18 protein-coding genes and 1 tRNA gene are annotated in these 22,886 nt (G+C 45.5%); 7 read left to right on the top strand and 12 right to left on the bottom strand.

What is annotated here, in order from left to right; genetic code table 11:
• The first annotated feature begins 67 nt into the window (after positions 1 to 67).
• On the top strand, positions 68 to 1,900 hold the full coding sequence (gene glmS / locus J4N40_RS14650) for a glutamine--fructose-6-phosphate transaminase (isomerizing) (RefSeq protein ID WP_005379702.1): 1,833 nt from the start codon (positions 68 to 70) through the stop codon (positions 1,898 to 1,900).
• Between the two features lie 82 nt (positions 1,901 to 1,982).
• On the opposite strand, the gene J4N40_RS14645 is transcribed toward glmS, so the two are convergent.
• A complete protein-coding gene (locus tag J4N40_RS14645) occupies positions 1,983 to 3,065 on the bottom strand; it encodes a glycerol dehydrogenase (protein WP_005379703.1) in 1,083 nt (360 codons plus the stop codon).
• A 353-nt stretch (positions 3,066 to 3,418) separates the two neighbouring features.
• Between J4N40_RS14645 and dhaK the strand changes: the two genes are divergently transcribed.
• From dhaK to ptsP, 3 genes are read left to right on the top strand one after another with little or no spacing between them, the layout of a single operon-like run.
• Positions 3,419 to 4,477 carry a dihydroxyacetone kinase subunit DhaK gene (dhaK, locus tag J4N40_RS14640; RefSeq protein ID WP_250654296.1) on the top strand — a complete coding sequence of 353 codons (1,059 nt, stop codon included), beginning with the start codon at positions 3,419 to 3,421 and terminating at the stop codon, positions 4,475 to 4,477.
• 14 nt (positions 4,478 to 4,491) lie between these two features.
• Positions 4,492 to 5,127 (top strand): dihydroxyacetone kinase subunit DhaL, encoded by a 636-nt coding sequence (gene dhaL / locus J4N40_RS14635; RefSeq protein ID WP_213912270.1) that lies wholly within the window; start codon positions 4,492 to 4,494, stop codon positions 5,125 to 5,127.
• Position 5,128: 1 nt separating this feature from the next.
• A complete protein-coding gene (gene ptsP, locus J4N40_RS14630; RefSeq protein WP_250654295.1) occupies positions 5,129 to 7,528 on the top strand; it encodes a phosphoenolpyruvate--protein phosphotransferase in 2,400 nt (799 codons plus the stop codon).
• A gap of 78 nt (positions 7,529 to 7,606) precedes the next feature.
• Here ptsP and dhaR read toward each other — a convergent pair whose 3' ends face one another.
• The 5 genes from dhaR to J4N40_RS14605 form a co-directional block, all read right to left on the bottom strand.
• A complete protein-coding gene (gene dhaR / locus J4N40_RS14625) occupies positions 7,607 to 9,532 on the bottom strand; it encodes a dihydroxyacetone kinase operon transcriptional regulator DhaR (protein WP_250654294.1) in 1,926 nt (641 codons plus the stop codon).
• Between the two features lie 145 nt (positions 9,533 to 9,677).
• Positions 9,678 to 10,208, bottom strand: a complete 531-nt coding sequence (locus J4N40_RS14620; RefSeq protein ID WP_005379708.1) for an MltR family transcriptional regulator — start codon at positions 10,206 to 10,208, stop codon at positions 9,678 to 9,680.
• 86 nt (positions 10,209 to 10,294) lie between these two features.
• Positions 10,295 to 11,443: a mannitol-1-phosphate 5-dehydrogenase gene (locus tag J4N40_RS14615; protein ID WP_062730758.1), complete on the bottom strand. Its 1,149-nt coding sequence runs from the start codon at positions 11,441 to 11,443 to the stop codon at positions 10,295 to 10,297.
• A gap of 111 nt (positions 11,444 to 11,554) precedes the next feature.
• Complete coding sequence (locus J4N40_RS14610) at positions 11,555 to 13,507, bottom strand: PTS mannitol transporter subunit IICBA (protein WP_005379710.1); 1,953 nt, start codon at positions 13,505 to 13,507, stop codon at positions 11,555 to 11,557.
• Positions 13,508 to 14,102: 595 nt separating this feature from the next.
• Positions 14,103 to 15,866 carry a bifunctional lysophospholipid acyltransferase family protein/GNAT family N-acetyltransferase gene (locus J4N40_RS14605; RefSeq protein WP_213872552.1) on the bottom strand — a complete coding sequence of 588 codons (1,764 nt, stop codon included), beginning with the start codon at positions 15,864 to 15,866 and terminating at the stop codon, positions 14,103 to 14,105.
• Positions 15,867 to 16,099: 233 nt separating this feature from the next.
• Between J4N40_RS14605 and J4N40_RS14600 the strand changes: the two genes are divergently transcribed.
• Positions 16,100 to 16,819 (top strand): SIMPL domain-containing protein, encoded by a 720-nt coding sequence (locus J4N40_RS14600; RefSeq protein WP_005379714.1) that lies wholly within the window; start codon positions 16,100 to 16,102, stop codon positions 16,817 to 16,819.
• A gap of 223 nt (positions 16,820 to 17,042) precedes the next feature.
• On the top strand, positions 17,043 to 17,318 hold the full coding sequence (locus J4N40_RS14595; RefSeq protein ID WP_005383040.1) for a hypothetical protein: 276 nt from the start codon (positions 17,043 to 17,045) through the stop codon (positions 17,316 to 17,318).
• 50 nt (positions 17,319 to 17,368) lie between these two features.
• Here J4N40_RS14595 and J4N40_RS14590 read toward each other — a convergent pair.
• The 6 genes from J4N40_RS14590 to J4N40_RS14570 all read right to left on the bottom strand — a co-directional run bounded on the left by J4N40_RS14590 (position 17,369) and on the right by J4N40_RS14570 (position 21,452).
• A protein-coding gene (locus tag J4N40_RS14590) for an IS3 family transposase (RefSeq protein ID WP_250654293.1) occupies positions 17,369 to 18,573 on the bottom strand; the annotation gives its coding sequence in 2 pieces (ribosomal slippage) (positions 17,369 to 18,222 and positions 18,222 to 18,573; 1,206 coding nt in all).
• Between the two features lie 134 nt (positions 18,574 to 18,707).
• Positions 18,708 to 19,511, bottom strand: coding sequence for a MetQ/NlpA family ABC transporter substrate-binding protein (locus J4N40_RS14585; RefSeq protein ID WP_017633488.1), 804 nt, complete (start codon positions 19,509 to 19,511; stop codon positions 18,708 to 18,710).
• Positions 19,512 to 19,837: 326 nt separating this feature from the next.
• Positions 19,838 to 20,134: an imm11 family protein gene (locus tag J4N40_RS14580; protein ID WP_151514445.1), complete on the bottom strand. Its 297-nt coding sequence runs from the start codon at positions 20,132 to 20,134 to the stop codon at positions 19,838 to 19,840.
• A gap of 290 nt (positions 20,135 to 20,424) precedes the next feature.
• Entirely contained in the window at positions 20,425 to 20,727 is a 303-nt protein-coding gene (locus J4N40_RS24615) for an AHH domain-containing protein (protein ID WP_350338174.1), read from the bottom strand.
• Between the two features lie 244 nt (positions 20,728 to 20,971).
• Positions 20,972 to 21,280: a hypothetical protein gene (locus tag J4N40_RS14575; protein WP_236716964.1), complete on the bottom strand. Its 309-nt coding sequence runs from the start codon at positions 21,278 to 21,280 to the stop codon at positions 20,972 to 20,974.
• A gap of 96 nt (positions 21,281 to 21,376) precedes the next feature.
• Positions 21,377 to 21,452: transfer RNA gene (locus J4N40_RS14570), tRNA-Ile, on the bottom strand.
• Between the two features lie 192 nt (positions 21,453 to 21,644).
• Here J4N40_RS14570 and J4N40_RS14565 point away from each other — a divergent pair.
• Positions 21,645 to 22,849 (top strand): IS3 family transposase gene (locus tag J4N40_RS14565; RefSeq protein ID WP_250654292.1). Its coding sequence is split into 2 segments (ribosomal slippage): positions 21,645 to 21,996 and positions 21,996 to 22,849, totalling 1,206 coding nucleotides; the frame shifts between segments, so codons are not numbered across the junction.
• The last annotated feature ends 37 nt before the right edge of the window (positions 22,850 to 22,886 follow it).

The raw sequence follows: 22,886 nt of genomic DNA, 5'->3' as shown, positions 1-22,886 counted from the left end.
CTTTGCTTGCTGCCTCTATTTGAAATCATGGCTAGGGAAGAACAAAACTACAAACGGAGATAAACACATGTGTGGAATCGTAGGTGCAGTAGCACAACGAGATGTTGCAGAAATTTTGGTTGAAGGTCTACGCCGCTTAGAGTACCGCGGTTACGACTCTGCTGGCGTTGCGGTTGTTGATGGCGAATCAAACCTAACGCGCGTTCGTCGCTTGGGTAAAGTACAAGAATTGGCTGATGCAGTAGAAGAAGCAAAAGTGATCGGCGGAACTGGTATTGCGCACACTCGTTGGGCGACGCACGGTGAACCTTCTGAAATCAATGCTCACCCACACATGTCTGGTGATATCGCAGTGGTCCATAACGGCATCATCGAAAACCATGAAGAGCTGCGTGAGCTGCTTCAATCTCGTGGCTACGTGTTTGAATCGCAAACGGATACAGAAGTTATCGCACACATGGTTGAGTGGGAACTTCGTACTTCAGAAACGCTATTAGAAGCGGTACAAAAAACAGCAAAACAACTTGAAGGCGCATACGGCACGGTAGCGTTGGATCGCAAAGACCCATCTCGCATCGTAGTAGCACGTTCAGGCAGCCCGATCGTGATCGGTTTTGGTGTAGGTGAAAACTTCCTAGCGTCTGACCAACTTGCATTACTTAACGTTACGCGCCGTTTCATGTACCTAGAAGAAGGGGACGTAGCAGAAATTACTCGCCGTGAAGTCACTGTGTTTGATGCAACGGGTGAGCCAGTTGAGCGTGAAATTGTTGAATCTAATGCAGAGCATGATGCAGGTGATAAAGGCCAATACCGTCACTTCATGCAAAAAGAAATCTATGAGCAACCTAAAGCGTTGATCAACACAATGGAAGGTCGTATCACGTCAGATTCTGTTGTGACAGACGCGATCGGTGTGCACGCGGCAGACATTCTAAGCAAAGTAGAACACGTACAAATCGTGGCGTGTGGTACGTCTTACAACGCAGGTATGACGGCACGTTACTGGTTTGAAGACATTGCAGGCGTTAGCTGTGATGTAGAAATTGCGTCTGAATTCCGTTACCGCAAGTTTGTGACTCGTCCAAACAGCCTTCTTATTACGTTGTCTCAGTCTGGTGAAACTGCAGATACGTTAGCAGCACTTCGCCTAGCAAAAGAGAAAGGTTACATGGCGGCGATGACCATTTGTAACGTAGCAGGCTCTTCTCTGGTTCGTGAATCAGATTTTGCGTTCATGACTCGCGCTGGTGTTGAAATCGGTGTGGCTTCAACCAAAGCGTTCACGACTCAGCTTTCTGCACTACTTATGCTGGTAACAGCACTGGGTAAAGAACAAGGTCGCATCAGCAAAGAGAAAGAAAAAGAGATTGTTGAAGCACTACACGCACTTCCTAAGCAAATCAACGCGGCACTTTCTTTCGAGAAAGAAATTGAAGCACTAGCAACGGATTTTGCAGACAAGCACCACACATTGTTCCTAGGCCGTGGCGAGTTCTACCCAATCGCGATGGAAGCGTCTCTAAAACTGAAAGAGATCTCGTACATCCACGCAGAAGCGTACGCGGCGGGTGAACTGAAACACGGTCCTCTGGCTCTAATTGATGCTGACATGCCAGTTGTTGTGGTTGCACCAAGCAACGACCTACTTGAAAAGCTAAAATCAAACGTTGAAGAAGTGCGTGCGCGTGGCGGTCTTCTGTATGTATTCGCAGATGCAGACGCAGGCTTCGAAGGCGATGAAACAATGAAGATCATCACGATGCCTCACGTTAGTGAAATCACGGCGGCGATCTACTACACCATCCCTATGCAGTTGCTGTCTTACTACGTAGCACTGATCAAAGGTACGGACGTAGACCAACCACGTAACCTGGCGAAAGCGGTAACGGTTGAGTAATTACGCTTAACAGCAAAAATCCAAGCGGCACATGCGAGAGTATGTGCCGCTTTTTTATTTAAGCCCACTTTAAGGGGGTGAGTTATTGACCCAACTGGTGAGCGGTTAGAATTGCAGAGTAGACATTTTCTGCCGTCACTGGGAATGGCATATTGTGGATGGTTTCTCCCTCGGCCGTTGAGGCTTCGGCGACCTCGCGCAACTTAGCGTGGTTAAGCTCTTTAACGCCCATATCAAATAAGTTGGTTGGTAGACCTACAGAGCGGCAGAATGCAAGAACCGTATTAATCTCTTCCATCGCTGCGTTTTCTAGTACCAGCTGAACTAGTGTGCCGAACGCGACTTTCTCACCATGATAGAGATGATGACACTCTTCAAGCTTAGTTAGGCCGTTATGAATAGCGTGAGCACCCGCTAGACCACTGCTTTCAAAACCGATACCGCTTAGGTATGTATTGGCTTCAATAATGTTTTCTACCGCTTTGGTGCTCACACCATTTTCTACCGCAGCTTTTGCTTTTACACCATCTTCAAGCAAGGTTTCATAGCAAAGTTTCGCAAGCGCTTGTGCTGAACGCGTCGCTAACCCACCAGCCATTGTTGCCTTACCAGAAGTCATGTTGGCACGAGCTTCAAAGTAGGTGGAAAGCGCGTCGCCCATCCCCGATACAAGTAAGCGAACAGGGGCTTTGGCGATGACTGACGTATCCATGATGACCATGTCTGGGTTTTTAGGGATCATCAAATATTCTGCAAATTCACCTTCAGGTGTGTATATCACCGCAAGCGCTGAGGTTGGTGCATCTGTCGAGGCAATGGTAGGAACCACCACGACAGGAATTTTGGTGTAAAACGCAACAGCCTTTGCTGTATCTAACGTTTTACCACCACCAATACCGACAATGACATCGTGTTTCTGAGTGGCACAAATGTCCGTGATGCGTTCAATCTCAACGCGCGAACATTCGCCACCAAAAATGTTCATAGTGAGTGGAAGCTTTTCGTCAGCAAAACTTTGCTTGACGTCATCACCAACCAGGTTAGTCACGAACTCATCGGCAATTACTAACGGACGTTCACCCAATGTTTTTACATAGTGAGCGATAGATGTAAGTACTTGTTCACCTTGGACGTATTTGCTTGGGCTGATAATAATTTTGTCCATAATTCAAACCTTTAACCTTTTTTATGTGTGTTTTGGACTGCAATGAATATCCATTGTAGGGATAAGGTTTATATTAGGTTTGGTGTGGTAAGTGGTGAAGGATATCTCTGGTTTTGTTCCATGCTTTTATGACCTCTGTGTCAAACCGACTGTCAGAAGTAATAAGCATCAGCATGCTTTATGGCGACGATCACTATTCAGGACAATTTGTCGTTTTACGTTTCATATTGAAACAAAAATGCCGAAGTTTTTGTTTCAATATGAAACAGATTGATTTTTGTTGAGCACGCTTTTTCTCTGTTTAAGATGAATTCATACCCTACATAAAAATATAAATGGAATGAGATAGAACGATGAAAAAGTTAATTAACCAAGTCGATGATGTTGTATTGCAGCAAATGGAAGGCCTGGCATTGTCCCGCCCTGAGCTAAAAGCCAACTACGAGCCTCGTTACATGTGGCACGAGGAAACGCCGGGGCAAGTGGCACTGGTTTCTGGTGGTGGCTGTGGTCATGAACCTTTGCACGCTGGTTTTATTGGTAAAGGCATGCTGACAGGCGCCTGCCCAGGAGAGGTATTTACTTCACCTACGCCTGATCAAATGTACGAATGTGGTAACCAAGTGAATACCGGTGAGGGGGTGCTGTTTATCATTAAAAACTACACCGGAGACGTGTTGAACTTTGAAACGGCTGTGGAGCTGCTTCATACCGATGGTATCAAAGTTGGGTCGGTGTTGGTGGATGACGATGTTGCAGTCAAAGACAGCCTATACACCGCTGGTCGCCGTGGCGTTGCTGGAACGGTATTGGTTGAAAAGTTAGTTGGGGCTGCCGCGAACAAAGGTTATTCGTTGGAGCAATGTGAAGCGCTGGCTCGTCGCGTGAATAATCACTGTCGTTCATTTGGCGTGGCGCTTAATGCTTGTGTTGTACCAGCGGCGGGTAAACCATCTTTTGTTCTGGAAGATGATGAAGTTGAGTTTGGTGTTGGTATCCATGGTGAACCAGGTATCAAGCGAGTTAAATACACCGACGTCGATACGTTAGTGGATGAAATGTTTGCTGAAGTTGCTGAAAACACGCCTTATCAGCGCACATTGCGTATTTGGAATCGTGACGAAGGTGAATGGGATGAAGTGGAATCCAGCATTGAGCCTTTCGCCGCTGAACACGACTACATTGTGATGGTGAATGGTATGGGTGGTACGCCAACTTCAGAGCTTTACGGAGTGTACCGCCGTCTGGCTCATAACTGCCAGCAAGCAGGGTTCCGTATCGTACGTAATATGGTTGGCAACTTCTGTACGTCACTCGATATGGAAGGCGTTTCGATTACGTTGCTGAAGGCAGACAAAGAGATGTTGGAGCTGTTTGATGCTCCTGTCGATACGGCCGCGATCAAGTGGTAACAGGGGGAGCAAACATGCAAATTGAAAAACAACATATCGTTCACTGGCTAGAGTTATGTGCAAAAACGTATCAAGAGAATCAAGATTTTCTGACCGACCTTGATCGTGATATTGGTGACGCCGACCACGGTCTCAATATGAACCGTGGCTTTAAAAAAGTTGCTGAAAAACTGCCGCAATTTGCGGACCAAAATATCGGCAGCATTCTCAAGAATACGGGCATGACCTTGCTTTCTAGTGTCGGTGGGGCAAGTGGCCCGCTGTATGGCACGCTGTTTATTCGCACGGCTGCCGCTGTCGGAACTCGAGAGCAATTAACGTTTGAAGAGTTAGTGGATGCACTAAAAAGCGGTGTGGATGGCGTGGTGTCTCGTGGTAAAGCAGAGCTGGGTGATAAAACCATGTGTGATGTTTGGTTACCCGTCTTAGTTAGCGTGAAGGCGTCGTTAGAAAATGGCATGAGCGCCGATCACTTACTGAATGAAATGGTTGAGCTAGCAGAAACGAACGCGGTTGCCACGATTGAAATGTTGGCGAAAAAAGGGCGAGCAAGCTATCTGGGGGAACGTAGTATTGGTCACCAAGATCCCGGTGCAACCTCTTCTTTGTTAATGATTAAAGGACTCCAGCAGGCAATAGCAGGTAATTAAGATGGTGGGAATTGTAGTTGTATCTCATAGTCGTCGACTTGCAGAAGGGGTGGCAGAACTTGCCACCCAAATGACGCAAGGCAAAGCCAAGCTTGCGATTGCTGCTGGGATTGATGATCCAGAGAACCCGATCGGAACCGATGCCATTGCCGTGATGGAAGCGATTGAGCAGGTACAAGATCAACAAGGGGTTGTTGTGTTGATGGATCTTGGCAGCGCGTTGCTTAGCACGGAAATGGCTCTGGACCTGATTGATGATCATGTGAGGGAAAATGTCACCCTTATCTCGGCACCTATTGTTGAAGGAACCATGGCGGCGTCGGTGGCTGCTGCTGCCGGACTACCTTTATCGACGGTAGTCGAAGAGGCACAGAATGCGTTAAGCGTAAAACAAGAGCATCTTGGTGATCAGCCACTAACATCCGCTGAGATAGCGCCAGTATCAGAAAACTTTGAGCAAGAACGGACATTTGATTGGGTAGTGCAAAATCCGCATGGATTACATGCTCGTCCCGCTGCGGCCATTGTTGGTGCACTCGCGCCTTTCGACTGCCAATTATGGTTGAAAAAAGGCGAGCGCCGTGTGAACGCGAAAAGCTTGAACAGCATTGCGAAACTTGGCGTTCGTAGTCAAGAGACGATCACCTTATGCGCACTTGGACCTCAATCCAGTGAAGCAATCAAGGCATTTGAAGCCTTAGCTAGTGAGCACTTCGGAGAAAAAGAGGCGGTTGAGCAAGGCATTATCGAACCTGAAGAAAGCTCGGATACTCTGCTCGATGGCATGGCCTCAAATCAGATTGAAGGTGCTGTTGTTGGTATTAGAGTCAATGACGGTATCGCTACTGCTCCTGCTGTCCTTTTTACTCATGAAATGCCAGCAGTGCCTGAACGTAATTTCCAAAGTGAACAAGATGAAATTGAACGGGTTAAGCGTGCGATAGGCGTGGTTGTTCAACATTTGCAGGAGCAAGCGAAGCAGCCGAAAGGGGAAATATTTTCTGCTCATAGCATGATGCTCAGTGACCCAGAATTATGGGCATCGGTCGAGTCGCGAATTCAAACGGGCATGATAGCCGAGCAAGCTTGGGTAGAATCACTGCAAACGTTGGCCGAAGAGTTTCGCCAGGCAGAAAGTCAGTACATGCGGGAACGCGAAGCAGATGTACATGATATCGCACGCCAAGTTATGGTCGAAATGACAGGCGTAACGCCTAATGCCATCGACATTCAGGAACCGAGTATTTTGTTGGCCCGCGACCTGATGCCTTCTGATGTGGCCGGGCTTGATAAATCGAAAGTGCTTGGTATCTGTTTGAGTGAGGGAGGGAAAACCTCTCACAGTGCGATTCTTGCTCGTGCGATGGGGATTCCTGCCATCGTTAAAGCTCAGGGCTGCCTTGATACTGTGCGTGCTGGTCAAGTGGTGACTATTGATGGCCTCCGAGGGCATTTATGGTTCTCTCCTTCAGATGCCGTACAGCAGGAATTAGAAGCTCAGCAAATTGAGTGGCAAAGCATCCGACAACGTGCATTAGCGAGTGCTCAGCAAGCCGCAGTCACCTGTGATGGTGTCCATATTCAAGTATTCGCCAATATTGGTGGACCGAAAGATATTGATGATGCACTAACATCGGGGGCTGAGGGCGTTGGTCTATTTCGGACTGAGTTTCTATTTCAAAACAGTGATGAGTTGCCGACTGAGGAAGCGCAATATCAAGTGTATCGTGATATTGCTGCCGCACTTGGTGATAAGCCACTTACGATTCGTAGTCTAGATGTTGGCGGTGACAAGCCTTTAGCCGCTTATCCTATGCCAGCAGAAGATAATCCATTTTTAGGTTTGAGAGGGGTGCGGTTGTGTCTTCAACATGAGTCATTGTTTACCGCTCAACTTCGAGCCATTCTGAGAGCCTTTCACGAGCAACCGAATATTCAATTGATGATACCGATGGTGGCTCAGGTTGAAGAAGTGAGAAAAGTAAAAGCGCTGTTGGCGCATCAAGCAAACCAACTCGGCTTGGATGCGACTCATTTGCCCGTTGGTATTATGATTGAGGTGCCAGCCGCGGTATTAAATGCTGATGCGTTAGCCCAAGAAGTCGACTTTTTCTCTATCGGCACCAATGATTTGACTCAATATGTTATGGCCGCCGATCGAGGTAACGCCGCTGTTGCTGAATTGGTGAACTACTTTGAACCATCGGTACTAAAAGCCATTGAGCTCACGTGTGCAGCAGGCGATCGCGCGGGTATACCGGTTAGTATGTGTGGTGAGATGGCTGGCGATCCAAATGCCACAGAAACATTGCTTCGCGTGGGGTTGCGAAAATTCAGCGCCAGTGCGAGTCTGCTACCGGGACTAAAAGCGCAGATTCGTCAGTTGTCTGTCGATGTTTAGTCGATATCTTATCGTTAGTACATCTGTACCGGCGTGCTTACGCCGGTTTTACTTTTTGTAGGAACGCCACTTCTTGGCTTAATACAGCTTCATTTGCTCCTGCAGCCCAAACTTATTAATTTTTCTCCATAAGGTAGTGCGGCCAATTTGCAATGCTTTCGCCATATCATGCATTTTGCCATCACACTGATTCCAAGCCTGAACGATAGCTCTTCTCTCGGCTTCTTCTAACGTGATTACTGGCGTATTTTCTGCGGTATGGCAAGAATTCAGTTTAATGTCTTCAGGAATATCGTTCAGCTTGATTAAGTTGGAACTGCGGTTAAGCAAAATTCGCTCAATTCGATTTCTTAATTCAGAGTTGTTGCCTGACCAACGAAAATTCATCAACGCTTCCAGTGCGACTGGCTCTATCGAGATCGTCACATTGTGGCGGCGTTCATAATGGCTGATAAGCTGCTGGACGAGAAATTCAATGTCTTCTTTACGCTTTCGTAGTGGCGGAATATGCAGCTCGTTCGAGGAGATTTCATAATAAAGTTGCCGACCAAATGAGCGTTGAGTGACATACTCGCTGATCTCTGAAGCGGTGCTCGTGATAAGTTGAAAGTCTACGGGGATCAATCGCAAACTGTCGCTGCGGCTGACGAGCCCAGTTTTTAACAACTTAAGTAGCACTGCTTGTAAATCGGGCGACAGATATTCCACCTTTTCTAAAAAGAGCGTACCGCCATGGGCGAGCTCAAACTTTGAAGGCATGCCTTGCCCCTCGTCGTATCCCAGGGTTTCTTTGACCAGTTGCTCTGTATTGATGGAGCGACAGTTGAGCGTAATGAATGGCCCTTCTTTGTAGGTGCTTTCGTTATGAATCGCCATGGCGAGAGTGGCTTTTCCTACGCCTTCTTCACCTGTAATTAGAATTGGTGATTTGGACTTTATGGCCCGTTTTGCCACGGTAATGACATGCTTCATTTTTCGTGAAATGACAGGCAAAGTGCTGAACGTATAGCGCGCACTGCCACCTATTTGTTGTTGAGCAAGTTCGCGAATTTTATCGATAGGGTGCAAGAACAATAAGTGTGTGCCGTCGTTGAGTGGACGCAAGGTGATGATCGCTTCAACAAACTCGCCACGAACCTCTACCGTTGTGAGTTTACGGTTTATGCTCGCACCTGACTCAATACTAGTAAGGACATTCGGTGGGAAGCGCAAAACAGAAAAGACTTCTTTATCCAAGACCTGACTGGCTTCAATGTTTAACAAACGCTCGGACTGGTGATTTACCATGGTTATACGGCTTTCTTCATCCCAGGCCAGAAGGCCGTCATCCATGCACTCTAACGTTGCGTTATGCGCACAAGTGAGGCGGTTCATGTTTTCTTGTTCCGACTGAATGTGGATTTGCAAGCTGACTTCTTTCGCGCTCGACGCGATGATGACTAAGTCTTCTTTCTTATAGCTTTCCGCTTTTCTGAAAAGGCATGTTGTACCGCGTAATTTGCCAAATTGGTCGAAAACAGGCGCCGCTACAGAGGCATAAGAGTGCAAGTGGCGATTGAAATGTTCGGCAGCAAAAACTTCACACGGGATATGAGTGTTGATACAGAGATTGACTGCATTTGTGCCTATCTTTCCTTCGGAGAGAAAACAGCCTTGTTTTATGCCGAGCGTTTGCATCTCTTGTCGCAAAGAGTCGTGCCCGACGGTGGAGAGAATACAGCCGTTGCCATCGGTTACCATCAACACCAGGTCTTCGTCACCAAGCATATCGTACGTATCTTCAAGTACGGTCGTGGCGCATTCGATGAGATGCTCGTTGCGCTTCATTAGAGATGAGAAGGTAAATCCAGAAGCAATATGTGGTTTTGACCAGGTGTAAGGGCTGCATTGCTTTATGCAACGCTCCCACGACTCGAGGACGGGAGTGCGGGAAAATTCTGGAGATACCCAGTGGTGTTTCTGGAAAAACTCCCACTTAGTTTTAGTGTCTTCGATTGAAAGCATGCGATACCGTTTCAATACTAGCGATAGATTGGTCTGATGTTACAGAGACATCGGAATATGGACTGTGATGGCTTTCACGCACGTTGTATAGAAGAATGTGCAAAAAGGGGGGCGAGTTGAGGAGGCTTCCGTGCCAGTTTTTCGATTAAAAAGGGCTGTCTTTGCCGAGCTCATTGCAAATCTCGACAATGGCAAGTGAGAGCCCTGACTTAATGATTTGTTGTTGACGTTGCAGTTGTAGCTGATAAAACTCAAGGTCGATGTCGTCATCTGGTTCGCTGACTTCCAGTTGTACCATGCCCATTTTCTTCACCAAGTGCAGTTTCTTAATTGGTTCTAGAATATTCGGGTCAGTGAATTCGTAATCTGAAGCGTCACTATTGAGTTGGTTTTTGAGTTTGATGATGTCTTCGATGTCGTGGTAAATGTCATCGGGGAGCACTCCCAAGCCAAACAATAACTTCAAACGAACAGACAGATCGCCCAGCGGTCCAGAGTCTTGTAACAGCGGACCGACAACCGATTGAACAGCGAAGTTATCTTTACGAAAGATTCTTTGCACCAACCCGTCGATCGAATCGTTAAAAACGTCGACTGCTGCAATGAAAAAGCCTCGTACCGATGGGGCGCTGTTTAATCGCTCAATGATCTCGGTTTCGTTGATGTTATCTGCCATATACTGAATACATTTCTAATTATTAGCTATCCCAACTCTTCAAGCAGAGAAGGACATAGAAGGGGAGCCGAGCTCCCCTAGGTAAATCAAAGTTGGTTGTAAAGTGTCTCGATTTGAGCCACTTCAGCACTGTCTTCTGCAAGACCTGTGTATGTCGCTAGCGTCTTCTTCACACCCACTTCTTTTAATGAGTTTTGTAGCTCTACGGCTTGTGGGTCAGTGTCGTTAGTGTACTTCAACGCAGCGGCAATGCCTTTCAAAAGTGTTTGATTTTCAGTGCCATACTCAATTGTACCGAGTAAAGGCTTCACTAATCTATCGTTTGCACCCAATTTTCGAATTGGTTGACGACCTACGCGATCCACCTCATCCACTAAGTATGGGTTGGCAAAGCGTCCTAAAATCTTCTCGATGTAGGCGTTGTGCATGTCACGGTCGAAGCCGTAACGTTTGATCAGCACTTCACCACTCTCTTGCATCGCCTGTTTTACTTCAGCGTGAATGCTTGGGTCTTCAATTGCTTCACGAATGGTACGATGGCCTTTCAAGCAACCTAGGTAAGCGGTAATGCAATGGCCTGTATTGAGAGTGAATAGCTTGCGTTCTACGAATGCCATTAGGTTGTTGGTTCTTTCCATGCCAGCTATGTCAGGGATTTCGCCCTTGAATTGCTGCTCATCCACAATCCATTCGCTAAAACTCTCTACAGTGACTTCTAGTGGGTCATCGTTCGCCGCTTCTGCTGGTGGTACGATACGGTCTACCGCTGAATCGACAAAGCCAACCAACTCGTCTGCTTTCGCGTGCAATGATTCATCCAAGTGTTTGTACACTTCACCTTTTAGGTGTGTGGTGCCACGAACCATGTTTTCACACGCTATGATGTTCAATGGTTTATCGTTACCTGCTGCAAAGCGTTTAGCAATGCCGGTAGCGATGGTTTTTGCAATGATGTCCAGTACGTTAGGGCCAACCGCTGTTGTTACCAAGTCGGTTTTTACAATGCGGTCGATGACATCTTCACTGGCTGAGTTAACCGCGGTGACGTGAGTTACTGTGTCGATTTGGCACTCAGTACCGACCACTTTTACTTTGTATTCTTGCTTGTGACTCAGTTGGTCGACGAGTGGAGCGTCAACGTCTGCGAATGTCACCTCGACTTCTGCGTCTGCTAATAGTTTACCGATGAAGCCACGACCAATGTTACCTGCGCCAAAATGAACTGCGTTTTTCATAATTCTTACCTACCAATGTCTAAAATGTTGACTTACGAAACTAGGGGGAGGCCAACCGCATAGGGGGTGACAGCTGACCTCATTTGCCTCAGGAGCAAATTAAAGGGGTAATTAAGCCGCTTGTTGACCGCCAAGGATGTTTAGAATCTCTTCCACATCGTTGGTGCTGGTTAGCTTCTCAATTGCCTCCGGCTCATCGAGCGCGTTCGTAATGGTGGTAATCACCTGGATGTGCTCATCGTTCTTAGCGGCAATGCCGATAACCAGTTTCGCAACATCGTCGTCGTCTTCAGTAAATTGGATACCCGATGGGTATTGGCAGATTACAATGCCGGTTTTCTTCACGCGGTCTTTCGCTTCCACCGTACCGTGAGGCACTGCGATAGATTCGCCTAGGTAAGTTGGAACCAATGCTTCACGCTCAAACATCGCGTCTACGTATTCTGGTTCTGCGTAGCCAAGTTCGACCAACTTGTTGCCCGCGAAGCGAATCGCTTCTTCTTTGTTGGCAGCTTTCAAACCTAGGTGAATGTTTTCACGCTGGATTTGGAACACCGACGTTTGCTGTGGCTCGAAGTTGTCGTCGTTTGCTGCCACGAGCGAAACTTTTACCATTTGGTCGTCATTGGCTGCGGATTGGTTTTGCGCTGCTAGTAGTTTGGTGACTAGCTGGTTGTACATCTCGCTGTCTAGGAAGTTAGTCAATGAAATGTGGTGTGCGTTTGGAGCATGCTTACGTGCACGATCCGTTAAGTCTTTATGAGTAATCACGATATCTGCACTCTCTGGTAAGCTGTTAATGGCAAGGTTGGTTACGTGGATGTTCAGACCTGCGTCTTGAACCTTTTTGCGTAGCATGCTCGCGCCCATTGCACTCGAGCCCATGCCCGCATCACAAGCGACAATGATGCTTTGTACTGTCGCTAGGTCTACGTCACCTTTGCTTTGGCTGTTTACCACCGCATCGTTTTTAGATGCAGATTTCATGTCTTTCATTTGTGATGTTGCTTTCTCTAGTGCTGCTTCATCACCGTCTTCTTCTGTTGACGTTTGCGTCTTCATTAGCAGTGCTGCTACCGCGAATGACACACCTGTTGCTGCTGCGATAGACGCTAGAACACCAACGATTGAGCCTTTCTGAGTCATCAACAAGATTGCAAAAATTGAACCTGGTGATGCTGGAGAAACAATACCTGCGTTAAAGATAGTTAGAACGAATACGCCAGTCATACCACCTGCGATAGCCGCAAGGATTAGGCGAGGGTTCATTAGAATGTATGGGAAGTAAATCTCGTGGATACCGCCGAAGAAGTGGATGATTGATGCACCACCTGCCGTTTGACGAGCCGTACCTTTACCAAACACCATGTAAGCTAGCAGGATACCTAGACCAGGACCTGGGTTTGCTTCGATTAGGAAGAAGATCGACTGACCTGTTTCAGACGCTTGTTGGATACCCAGTGGAGAGAAAATACCGTGGTTGATCGCATTGTTTAGGAACAGGATCTTCGCAGGTTCAACGAAGATTGAAGTCAGTGGTAGTAGGTGAGCAGAAACTAGGAAGTTAACGCCAGCCGCCAAGCCACCAGAAAGAATTTTTACGAATGGACCGATAAAGATGAAAGCAAGGATCGCACATAGCATGCCGATGATGCCCGCAGAGAAGTTGTTAACCAACATCTCGAAGCCACTTTTTACTTTACCATCGATGTAGTTATCGAATTTCTTGATAGCCCAGCCGCCCATTGGGCCGACCATCATTGCACCCATAAACATTGGGATGTCTGTGCCGACAATCACACCCATTGTTGTGATTGCACCGACTACCGCACCACGATCGCCACCAACTAATTTACCACCGGTGTAACCGATAAGTAGTGGCAGCAAGTAGGTAATCATTGGGCCAACCATAGAGGCTAACGTTTCGTTTGGTAGCCATCCAGTTGGGATAAATAGAGCAGTGATAAAGCCCCACGCGATAAACGCGCCGATGTTTGGCATTACCATGTTTGACAGAAAACGACCAAAATTTTGTATCTTGATCTTGGCATCTGGTGATATCATAACAATTCCCCGTTCGATGTTCTGATGAATCTTGTTGTAGTAAACGGTTCGCCAAAACCGTTTGTTTGATTGCTTAGTACCCAATCAATTTACCACACATTTTCCAATTGGAACTGACAACGGGTTTTTCGTGATCTACGCCCGCATTTCTTAGGCTGAGAAACGGTTTTTAAGTGACCAAGTTCAACTTATTAACTTGTAACTTAATAACAAAAAGCCACTTTCAAATCTGTCAATAAAAATCTTAGTGATCAATCCGATCTTCTGACAAATTTAAAATCAAAATATTTTGTGACTTTGATCACTTTTGATTTTTTTTGAAATTCGAATTAAATGCTTGTGATGATTAATGTCACGTTTTGTGTTGAGTTGTGGTGGATTTAAAGTGTGACTTGGGTCTGCTTTTGTTTTTTGTGAAAGTTTGTGACGGAATTGGTGAGATAAATGCTACCTAGATTTTTCGATAGATTGTATCTATAAGATTCTTTTCGGCGCACTTCACGGAGCACGCCTAATTAGTTGATGAAAGGGTAAATAAAGAGAGTCGCCACACGGTTCTTCTTGTGATTCCCAACTCTCTAATTAATCACTGTTCTTAATCATCGTTGCTATTAGTATGATAGGCGAGGTAGTCATGAGCTTGCTCGCGTCCCATATACCTTGCCAACGTCTTTTCTTGAACATCGCGCAAATCCACCATAATCAATCCATCTAGAGCGTTATTGAATGTAGGGTCGACGTTGAAGCATACCAACTTGCCATTGAGGCTTAAGTACTGACGCAGCAAAACGGGCACTCCTTTCCCTTCATCGATTCTGGCAATGACACGTGACAATAGCTGTAAATCACCCAGAGCGGTGAGCATGCTAGTATTCCAGTCACGGTGGTGCTCAGGAAGTGGATTAGAAGGTGTGACGTATTCTGCGCAGTTGTTGTCGTAGTGGTGGAGTGTCATTGATTGAGCCAGTAATTGACGTGCAGTATCGCTATAGTCGTTGCTAATACTGACTGGGCCAAATAAGTGCGTGTAATCAGGATTTTGATGAACGAAGGTTGCGATGCCTTTCCACAGCAACAGTAGCGCGCTCATGCTCTTTTGATATTGCTGTGCAATCACAGAGCGCCCCATCTCAATGGATTTACCCATTTGGTCGATAAAGCGTTGGTCATAGTTAAACAACGTTCGTGAATACAGACCTGCTACGCCGCGCTTTTCAATCAGTTGATCAACCAGACCTAAACGATACGCGCCCACCAAGCATTGGTTCTCTCTGTCCCACACAAACAGATGCAGGTAATCATGATCGAAATGGTCAATGTCTATTGCTAGTCCAGTCCCTTCGCCAACTTGTCGGAAATTGAGCTCACGTAGGCGACCAATTTCATGCAGTAGGGAAGGGATACTCTGCGACTCCGTGCAGTAAACATCGAACTCACCACTTGTTAGCAGCTTGGACTCTTTTGGTAAGTTGTTCAGCTCTTCAAGCAATTCGCCTACGGGTAACCCTGCCGCTATTGGAGAGAGCATTTCTGATGAAGAAGAAGGCTTCACTGAATGGGTTTCACGATTGAGCAAATAAGTGTTGAGCCGCAAATAGTTCACCACTTGATCATCGTTAAGCGTGTTGATCTCTTTGAATTTGATTGATTGGCCAAAAGATAAATCAATGGTTTGCGCCTGTTTGTTCAGCAGTTCTCGCCCAAGCAGTAGGGTGCGCAAAAGTGGATGGATTTTCCCTGCCATATAGAAGCGTTTCGAGTTCTGACCACTGATGAATACTGGAACTGTCGTTGCTTTGTTTTTGCGGATTAGGCTACTTACGCTTCGACTCCACGCTTTATCTTCCAAGCGTTGCTGTTTGGCATCGACTAACTGGGAAACCTCACCGGCAGGAAAGACAAGCAATAAGCCGCCACTTGCTAGGTGTTTATTAGCCGCTCTGAGGGCCTTCATATTCGATTTGACGGCGTCTTTGCCTTCAAACACATCGACACCAATGAAGAGCTGATCTAACTCCGGCACGGTTTTCAGGTATTGATTGGCTAGAATTTGGATATCGTCTCGTACCATCAACAAGAGTTCGGCCAAGATGACGCCTTCCACACAACCAAGCGGATGGTTCGCCACAATGACGGTAGCACCTTGTTTAGGTACTGAGTCGAGTGAACCATGAGCAATGCGATAATCGATACCTAAGATATCCAGCGTGAAGCGGAGAAAAGTTTTGGTATCGGCATTAACGGGGCGTTGGGCGTAGAACTTATCAAGTTGGTTTAAACCGGTTGCCCATTCAGCAACGTTTTCACCAATGCCAAACGGCGTTTTACGAGGGAGACGAAAAGGGGTTGAACTATCCATATTTACCTCAGCGTACAAGTTGCTGATTGGATAGTAGAAATTACAGATGACAGTTAAGAGGCAAAAGCATGAGCCTTTGGTGACAAACCAATGAAGCTTTATTGACTAAAGAAAACGGTATATCACTGTGCTATGAATCAAAACTCGCGTTATGTCTCCCTCTTAAAACAATAGATAGGCTATCTTATCTAGAACAAAGATTAAGCTAAGTTGATATTTATCAGGGGGAAATAATGGAACGAGTTTCCAATAAAGCAGCACTTTGGATTGGGCTAAGTTTGATACTTGGTCTTGGCATCCTTGGCTATTTTATGCAGCAGACGGCGGTGAAATACCGAGCCTATGAAAGAGTCGTTACAGTAAAAGGTTTGTCGGAGCGTGAGTATCCTGCTGATACGGTGATTTGGCCGATTCAATTTACTCTAGCGAGTAATGATATGGGGGCCATGTTTGATGAAATTGACCAGCAAACCCGTTTGATTTTGGACTTTCTAAGTGCCAAAGGGCTTCCTGAAACCAGCGTTTCCCTCTCTTCCCCAGCGGTCATTGACAGAAAAGCACAGCAATATGGGAGCGAGCAAGACATTGAGTATCGTTATTTGGCCTCGCGAACCGTTACGGTTTACAGCCAGAGTGTTGATGTTGTTCGAGCGGCAATCAATGAAATAGGTGAGCTAGGAAAACAAGGCGTTTTGCTTAACCAAGATCCTTATGCAAATCGTGTTGAGTACAGCTTTACTAAGCTGAATGATGTGAAGCCAGACATGATCGAAGAAGCGACTAAGAATGCGCGTGAAGTGGCTGAGAAATTTGCGAAAGACTCACAGAGTTCACTGGGTAAGATCAAACGTGCAACTCAAGGGCAGTTCTCGATTTATGACCGAGACAGCAACACGCCTTACATTAAGAAAGTACGAGTGGTATCGACGGTGCAATATTACTTATCTGATTAAAGTTGCGCTCATATAGCCAATAGTTGGTCGTTCCATCACCCTCTGTTTGTAGAGGTATCTATGCTCTGTGATAGGGAAATCAGTCTTCGCTGACGCTATATACAAGTACTTTTTTATAAAACTAAGTTCTTAACAGTGATGAGGGGAGTTTGATAATAATCAAGCTCACTTGTTTCTTATGAGCGTAAGTTAGTATGACTTATTGCTAGAAGGAATTAGTATCATGGCATACAAGCACTTTATTAGAGAACTACTGGGTTTAGCGATTGTTGTCTCTGTCGTCTTTGGCGTATTAGGCGTGATGTTAGAGCTCTTCGCACTGACGGCACTTTGGGAGCATCAGCAAACGATAGCCGATGTTTTCTTCCATGAATCTCTCTACTTCATCGTATTTTTAATCCCACCATACTTCCTCTGGAAGTTGATTAACCGTCCTGAATTGGTTTCTGCTGACCAAGCTTATTTGGCAATGAAGTTAGAGGCTGAAAGTCGACAATGAGTCGATTTAGTGAGTAATGACCCGTCCTGATATGGGTTGACACTTTTTAACTAAAACGCTCGATGTACTTCATCGGGCGTTTTGTATTTTAAAGCCGTATGAGGCCTCATTTGATTATAGATATCTACGGACTCTGCTACCATCGTCCTTGCTTCTTTCAGATCTTTCGGTTTCTTCAGCAAGAGCTCCATTTTGAGTATCCCATTTACACGCTCAGCTAAAGCATTCTGATAACAGTCATACCCGTCAGTCATTGAGCAAGTCACTCTATGTTTCTTATGGATATCTTGATATTCCTTCGAACAGTATTGTGAACCTCTATCTGAGTGGTGTATTAGCTTTTCTTCACTCTGCCGTTGCCTGAGAGCTGAGATAAATGCCCGCTTAACTGATTGAGTTTTCATGTTGTCATCCAAATAAAAACCAACAATCTTCCTTGAATAAGCGTCTGTCACCAAGCTGAGATAACTCTCTCCATTTTGAGTTGGCAAGTAAGTAATATCAGCAACCCACAGTTGTTCTGGCTTCGTTGGTGTCAGCCCATCTTTCACTTTGTTTGGGTGACAGAAAAATCGATGACGGCTGTCAGTCGTTCGGTGATAGGCTCGTCTTGCTCTCACTAACAGCCGATGCTTTCTGAGAAGTTCAAAGAGCTTATCGCGACCTATTTGAATGCCCTTTGTTGCTGCTAAGAACTTCAGTTTACGCGTGCCAATGCGTGGCTGCTTCAGCCTGACTTCACGGACAAAGCCAATGACAGTATGCTCATGATGTTCACAACGAGATTGAGTTTGGCATTGCTTATAATAAGCTTGGCGAGAGATTTGTACTAACTGACAAAACTTCGTAACGCTCAAACCTACTATGGTTTTCTCTTGGACAACGCTTCTTTGTGCTTTTTTGTCACTCTAACACCATAGTCACGTTCCATAACGTTCACGACAGCTTCAAAGAAGTCGGCTTTGAGTTGAGCATCTTCGAGCTGCTTTTCAAGCTCTTTAATACGTTGCTCTGGTGTAGGAGGTGAATTGAACTCGGTCATAGAGTCTCCTTTGGACATAAAGTTAGGTGTCCCTTTAGACCAATCTAGTCGACCATGCTTACGAAGCCAAACCAAAACCGTAGAGCAACCTTGGATGCCATACTTCTCTTGGGCTTGTTTGTAAGTGAGGCTTCCTTTTTCAACCTCATCAACTACAGTGAGTTTAAAAGCGAGGGAGTAATCGCGCTGAGTTCTTTTAGTTGTTGATTTCATAACACTCTCCAATTTTTTTGGGGGAAAGTGTCAACCTTATTTAGGACGGCACATAATGAAAAGAAGAGGCTATGAGAAAACATTAGCCTCTTTTCTATCTGATTCGTGGGGCAAAGTATTCGCTGCTTTATTGGTTAAAAAGCTGCTTCGATTGTGCCTTTGAAAGTGCGATCGAGATAATCACGAATCGCTTGAGATTGATAAATAGAAACGAACTTTTTATACGCTTCATTATTTTTGTCTGCGTCACGAGTGGCGATGACCATGACTGCTAATGGGGCGTCTTTTGCTTCAAGATAGATACTTTGTTTCTTCGGATCTAAACCAGAAGACATTACGTAGTTCATTGTAATCGCAGCCGCGTCCACATCATCTAATGTTCTTGGTAGCTGAGCGGCATCTACCTCGACAAATTCAAATGATTTTGCGTTTTTTGTGATATCAGTTAGGGCGGCTTTATGGCCAACACCCTGTTTCAGCTCAATTAAACCTGCATCGGCGAGTAGCAACAGACCACGACCACCGTTGGTAGGGTCATTTGGAAGCGCTATACGTGCATTGTTTGGAAGCTCTTGCAGTGAGCGATACTTATTGGAATAAAGCCCCATACGCATAAGAATGGACTGACCAATTGATACTAATTGGGCGTTATGGCTACTGTTGAAGTTGTCTAAAAATGGCTGGTGCTGATAGCTATTAATATCGATGCTACCATCGCTAAGAGCGGCATTAGGTGTCACGTAGTCAGAAAACTCAATGACTTCGACATTCAAACCTTGCTTCGCTGCCTCCTTCGCTACCGCCTCGACTACTTGTGCATGTGGTCCAACTGTCGCGCCCACTTTAATGACAGAGTCATCTTTTTCTCCACAAGCGCTTAAGCCGACTACTGCCGTGAGAATCAAAGCTAGTTTCTTTAAGTGACCAATACTTTTCATTGTAGCTCCATTTTTTATTTTAGACGTCCATACGTTTATATGTCCATCCTATCAGAAGTTGTCTGAGGGTCAATGGTTTAAATCACGAGCGGACATTTTGTTTCATTGCTACAAAAATTTGTATGATGTTTTGGGTCTTAATTTTTGATCAAGCTGAGTGGAAGGTCAAAAAGTGTTACTGACGGGAAGTGTAGAGCCTCGAGAAGCTGCATTAGGCGTAGATATCATTACTCATTAGATAGTTGCTGCAGAGCTGAGCTTTTCGAATGTCATATCACCAACGCAGAAGTTCTCCTTAACTTGCTTAAGTAACCCAACAAGTGAAATTACACCGCCTCATCAATGAAATCTAAACCTGTTAGATCTTCTGAGAAACCGATACCTGTCAACTTATGTTCGGTCACTAATTCTCGAAGTATATCTGTACAGAATAGGTTTACGGGGCCTTCCTCTACTGACTTGAAGATATATTTATCTTGAGTATCTTCTTCGTCGAAGACTAGTGTCTCCAATCCTATCAATTCACCGTATTCAACTTTGGGAATCGTTAACTGTTTGTTCTCTCTTGCGAATGTCAGTGCTGTATAGAAATACCAAGTTTCACTACCTACATTGATCGGCAAAAACTCTCCACATGTCGACAACTTTTTATGTAAGTAATTGAATGCTTTGGGTGAAAATATGAGGAATGTGTTACACCAAATACTTATATCTGGAGTTTCCGAATCTTTCTTGAGAACATCTGCAAACTCCGAATTAACCTTACCCCATATCGGTTGGAGTGATGAATTGTGCGAAGGTTGATGCAGTATGTCTCTTACAAGCTCAAAGTCACCTAATTGTTCAGCTAGGTCACTAGGCAATAATGAAAGAGTTTTAAACTTAGCAGGATCTTCTGTGATTCTATAAACAGTCATGAGCCATTCCAACTTACATCTTTTTTCTGAGTAATCTTTGAAGGGTATTCTCCATCCTTCAAGCTCATTTTAATCCTATTTAATCGAGCTATTACCATCTGTTTTGTCATACCACCAGTCACAAATATTCTTGCGATCCAGTTCTCATAGTTAAATCGATGTATTGAACGGTGTGCCGGTGATTTTGGGTCAACCCAATTCAAGTCGTTGTTCTTTTTGAAGTTAATCATCCAGACCCCATTTCTTGGATCATTTATACCTATTTGGTGCATGTGCAGCTCAAGTCGAGCTGCCTGAATTGCTGTTTGTTTGAACCGACCTTTTCCTGGAATAATGTGGTGGGCTTACGAATATTCTGGACCGGGTTAATTGCCAGGCCGATCCCCCACTCTTTAATCGCAATGTTGTACAGGTGACTGAGCAGGGCCAGGTCAATGCGTACGGTGTTAGGTGAGCGTGGCTTAGGGGCCGGGTTACCTCTGGCGTCGCAACGATCCAGGCCAGCTCACCGGTCGTCTCGATACTTGGCAATGATTTCGGGCGTCAGGCGGCCAGGGAGTATTTTCCCAGGGCTTTGATGAGCGGTTTGGAATGTCTCGCGTCACAGGCAGCGGTCGCCGGTCGTTTGGTAGGTGAGATTTCTGCCAGGTAGCGTTTTAATGCTTCTTCAATGGTGAGGCGTTCAGACGAGGAACGTTTGATGTAGACGCCACGTACAATTTCATCTTCGGTACGTCTTGCCCAATCCTCTGCATCGCGTTTGAGACGAAAAGTTTTAGACGTCGTCGGCCAGCCAGTTTTTCGAATAACGGCTTTCCAGGTACCAGAAGAGGTTTTAACTAAAGTTGCCATGTGAGTACTCCCGAATGCGTACTGTACTGATTTTGTACCTCGGGACGGAATAAAAGGCAACATTCAAAGAAGGGTAAGCGAAGTGCTTGATTTGAATGGTGGCCCCTCGCAGACTTGAACTGCGGACCAATCGATTATGAGTCGACTGCTCTAACCACTGAGCTAAGGGGCCCTAATAGGACAACGATTATAGGGGAAGCGTTGCAAGGTGTCTAGATACCAACTAGGGCAATTGCGCTTAGTTTTTATCCACTTAGAACAGTAGATAATAAAAAAGGTGACCTAAAGTCACCTTTTTTGATTTCTAAAAGTGTGCCGTCCTAAATAAGGTTGACACTTTCCCCCAAAAAAATTGGAGAGTGTTATGAAATCAACAACTAAAAGAACTCAGCGCGATTACTCCCTCGCTTTTAAACTCACTGTAGTTGATGAGGTTGAAAAAGGAAGCCTCACTTACAAACAAGCCCAAGAGAAGTATGGCATCCAAGGTTGCTCTACGGTTTTGGTTTGGCTTCGTAAGCATGGTCGACTAGATTGGTCTAAAGGGACACCTAACTTTATGTCCAAAGGAGACTCTATGGCCGAGTTCAATTTACCTCCTACACCAGAGCAACGTATTAAAGAGCTTGAGAAGCAGCTCGAAGATGCTCAACTCAAAGCCGACTTCTTTGAAGCTGTCGTGAACGTTATGGAACGTGACTATGGTGTTAGAGTGACAAAAAAGCACAAAGAAGCGTTGTCCAAAAGAAAACCATAGTAGGTTTGAGCGTTACGAAGTTTTGTCAGTTAGTACAAATCTCTCGCCAAGCTTATTATAAGCAATGCCAAACTCAATCTCGTTGTGAACATCATGAGCATGCTGTCATTGGCTTTGTCCGTGAAGTCAGGCTGAAGCAGCCACGCATTGGCACGCGTAAACTGAAGTTCTTAGCAGCAACAAAGGGCATTCAAATAGGTCGCGATAAGCTCTTTGAACTTCTCAGAAAGCATCGGCTGTTAGTGAGAGCAAGACGAGCCTATCACCGAACGACTGACAGCCGTCATCGATTTTTCTGTCACCCAAACAAAGTGAAAGATGGGCTGACACCAACGAAGCCAGAACAACTGTGGGTTGCTGATATTACTTACTTGCCAACTCAAAATGGAGAGAGTTATCTCAGCTTGGTTACAGACGCTTATTCAAGGAAGATTGTTGGTTTTTATGTGGATGACAACATGAAAACTCAATCAGTTAAGCGGGCATTTATCTCAGCTCTCAGGCAACGGCAGAGTGAAGAAAAGCTAATACACCACTCAGATAGAGGCTCACAATACTGTTCGAAGGAATATCAAGATATCCATAAGAAACATAGAGTGACTTGCTCAATGACTGACGGGTATGACTGTTATCAGAATGCTTTAGCTGAGCGTGTAAATGGGATACTCAAAATGGAGCTCTTGCTGAAGAAACCGAAAGATCTGAAAGAAGCAAGGACGATGGTAGCAGAGTCCGTAGATATCTATAATCAAATGAGGCCTCATACGGCTTTAAAATACAAAACGCCCGATGAAGTACATCGAGCGTTTTAGTTAAAAAGTGTCAACCCATATCAGGACGGGTCAAAGC

Source organism: Vibrio sp. SCSIO 43097 (assembly GCF_023650755.1).
GTDB lineage: Bacteria > Pseudomonadota > Gammaproteobacteria > Enterobacterales > Vibrionaceae > Vibrio > Vibrio alginolyticus.
This window is presented reverse-complemented; position numbering and strand designations above follow the sequence as displayed.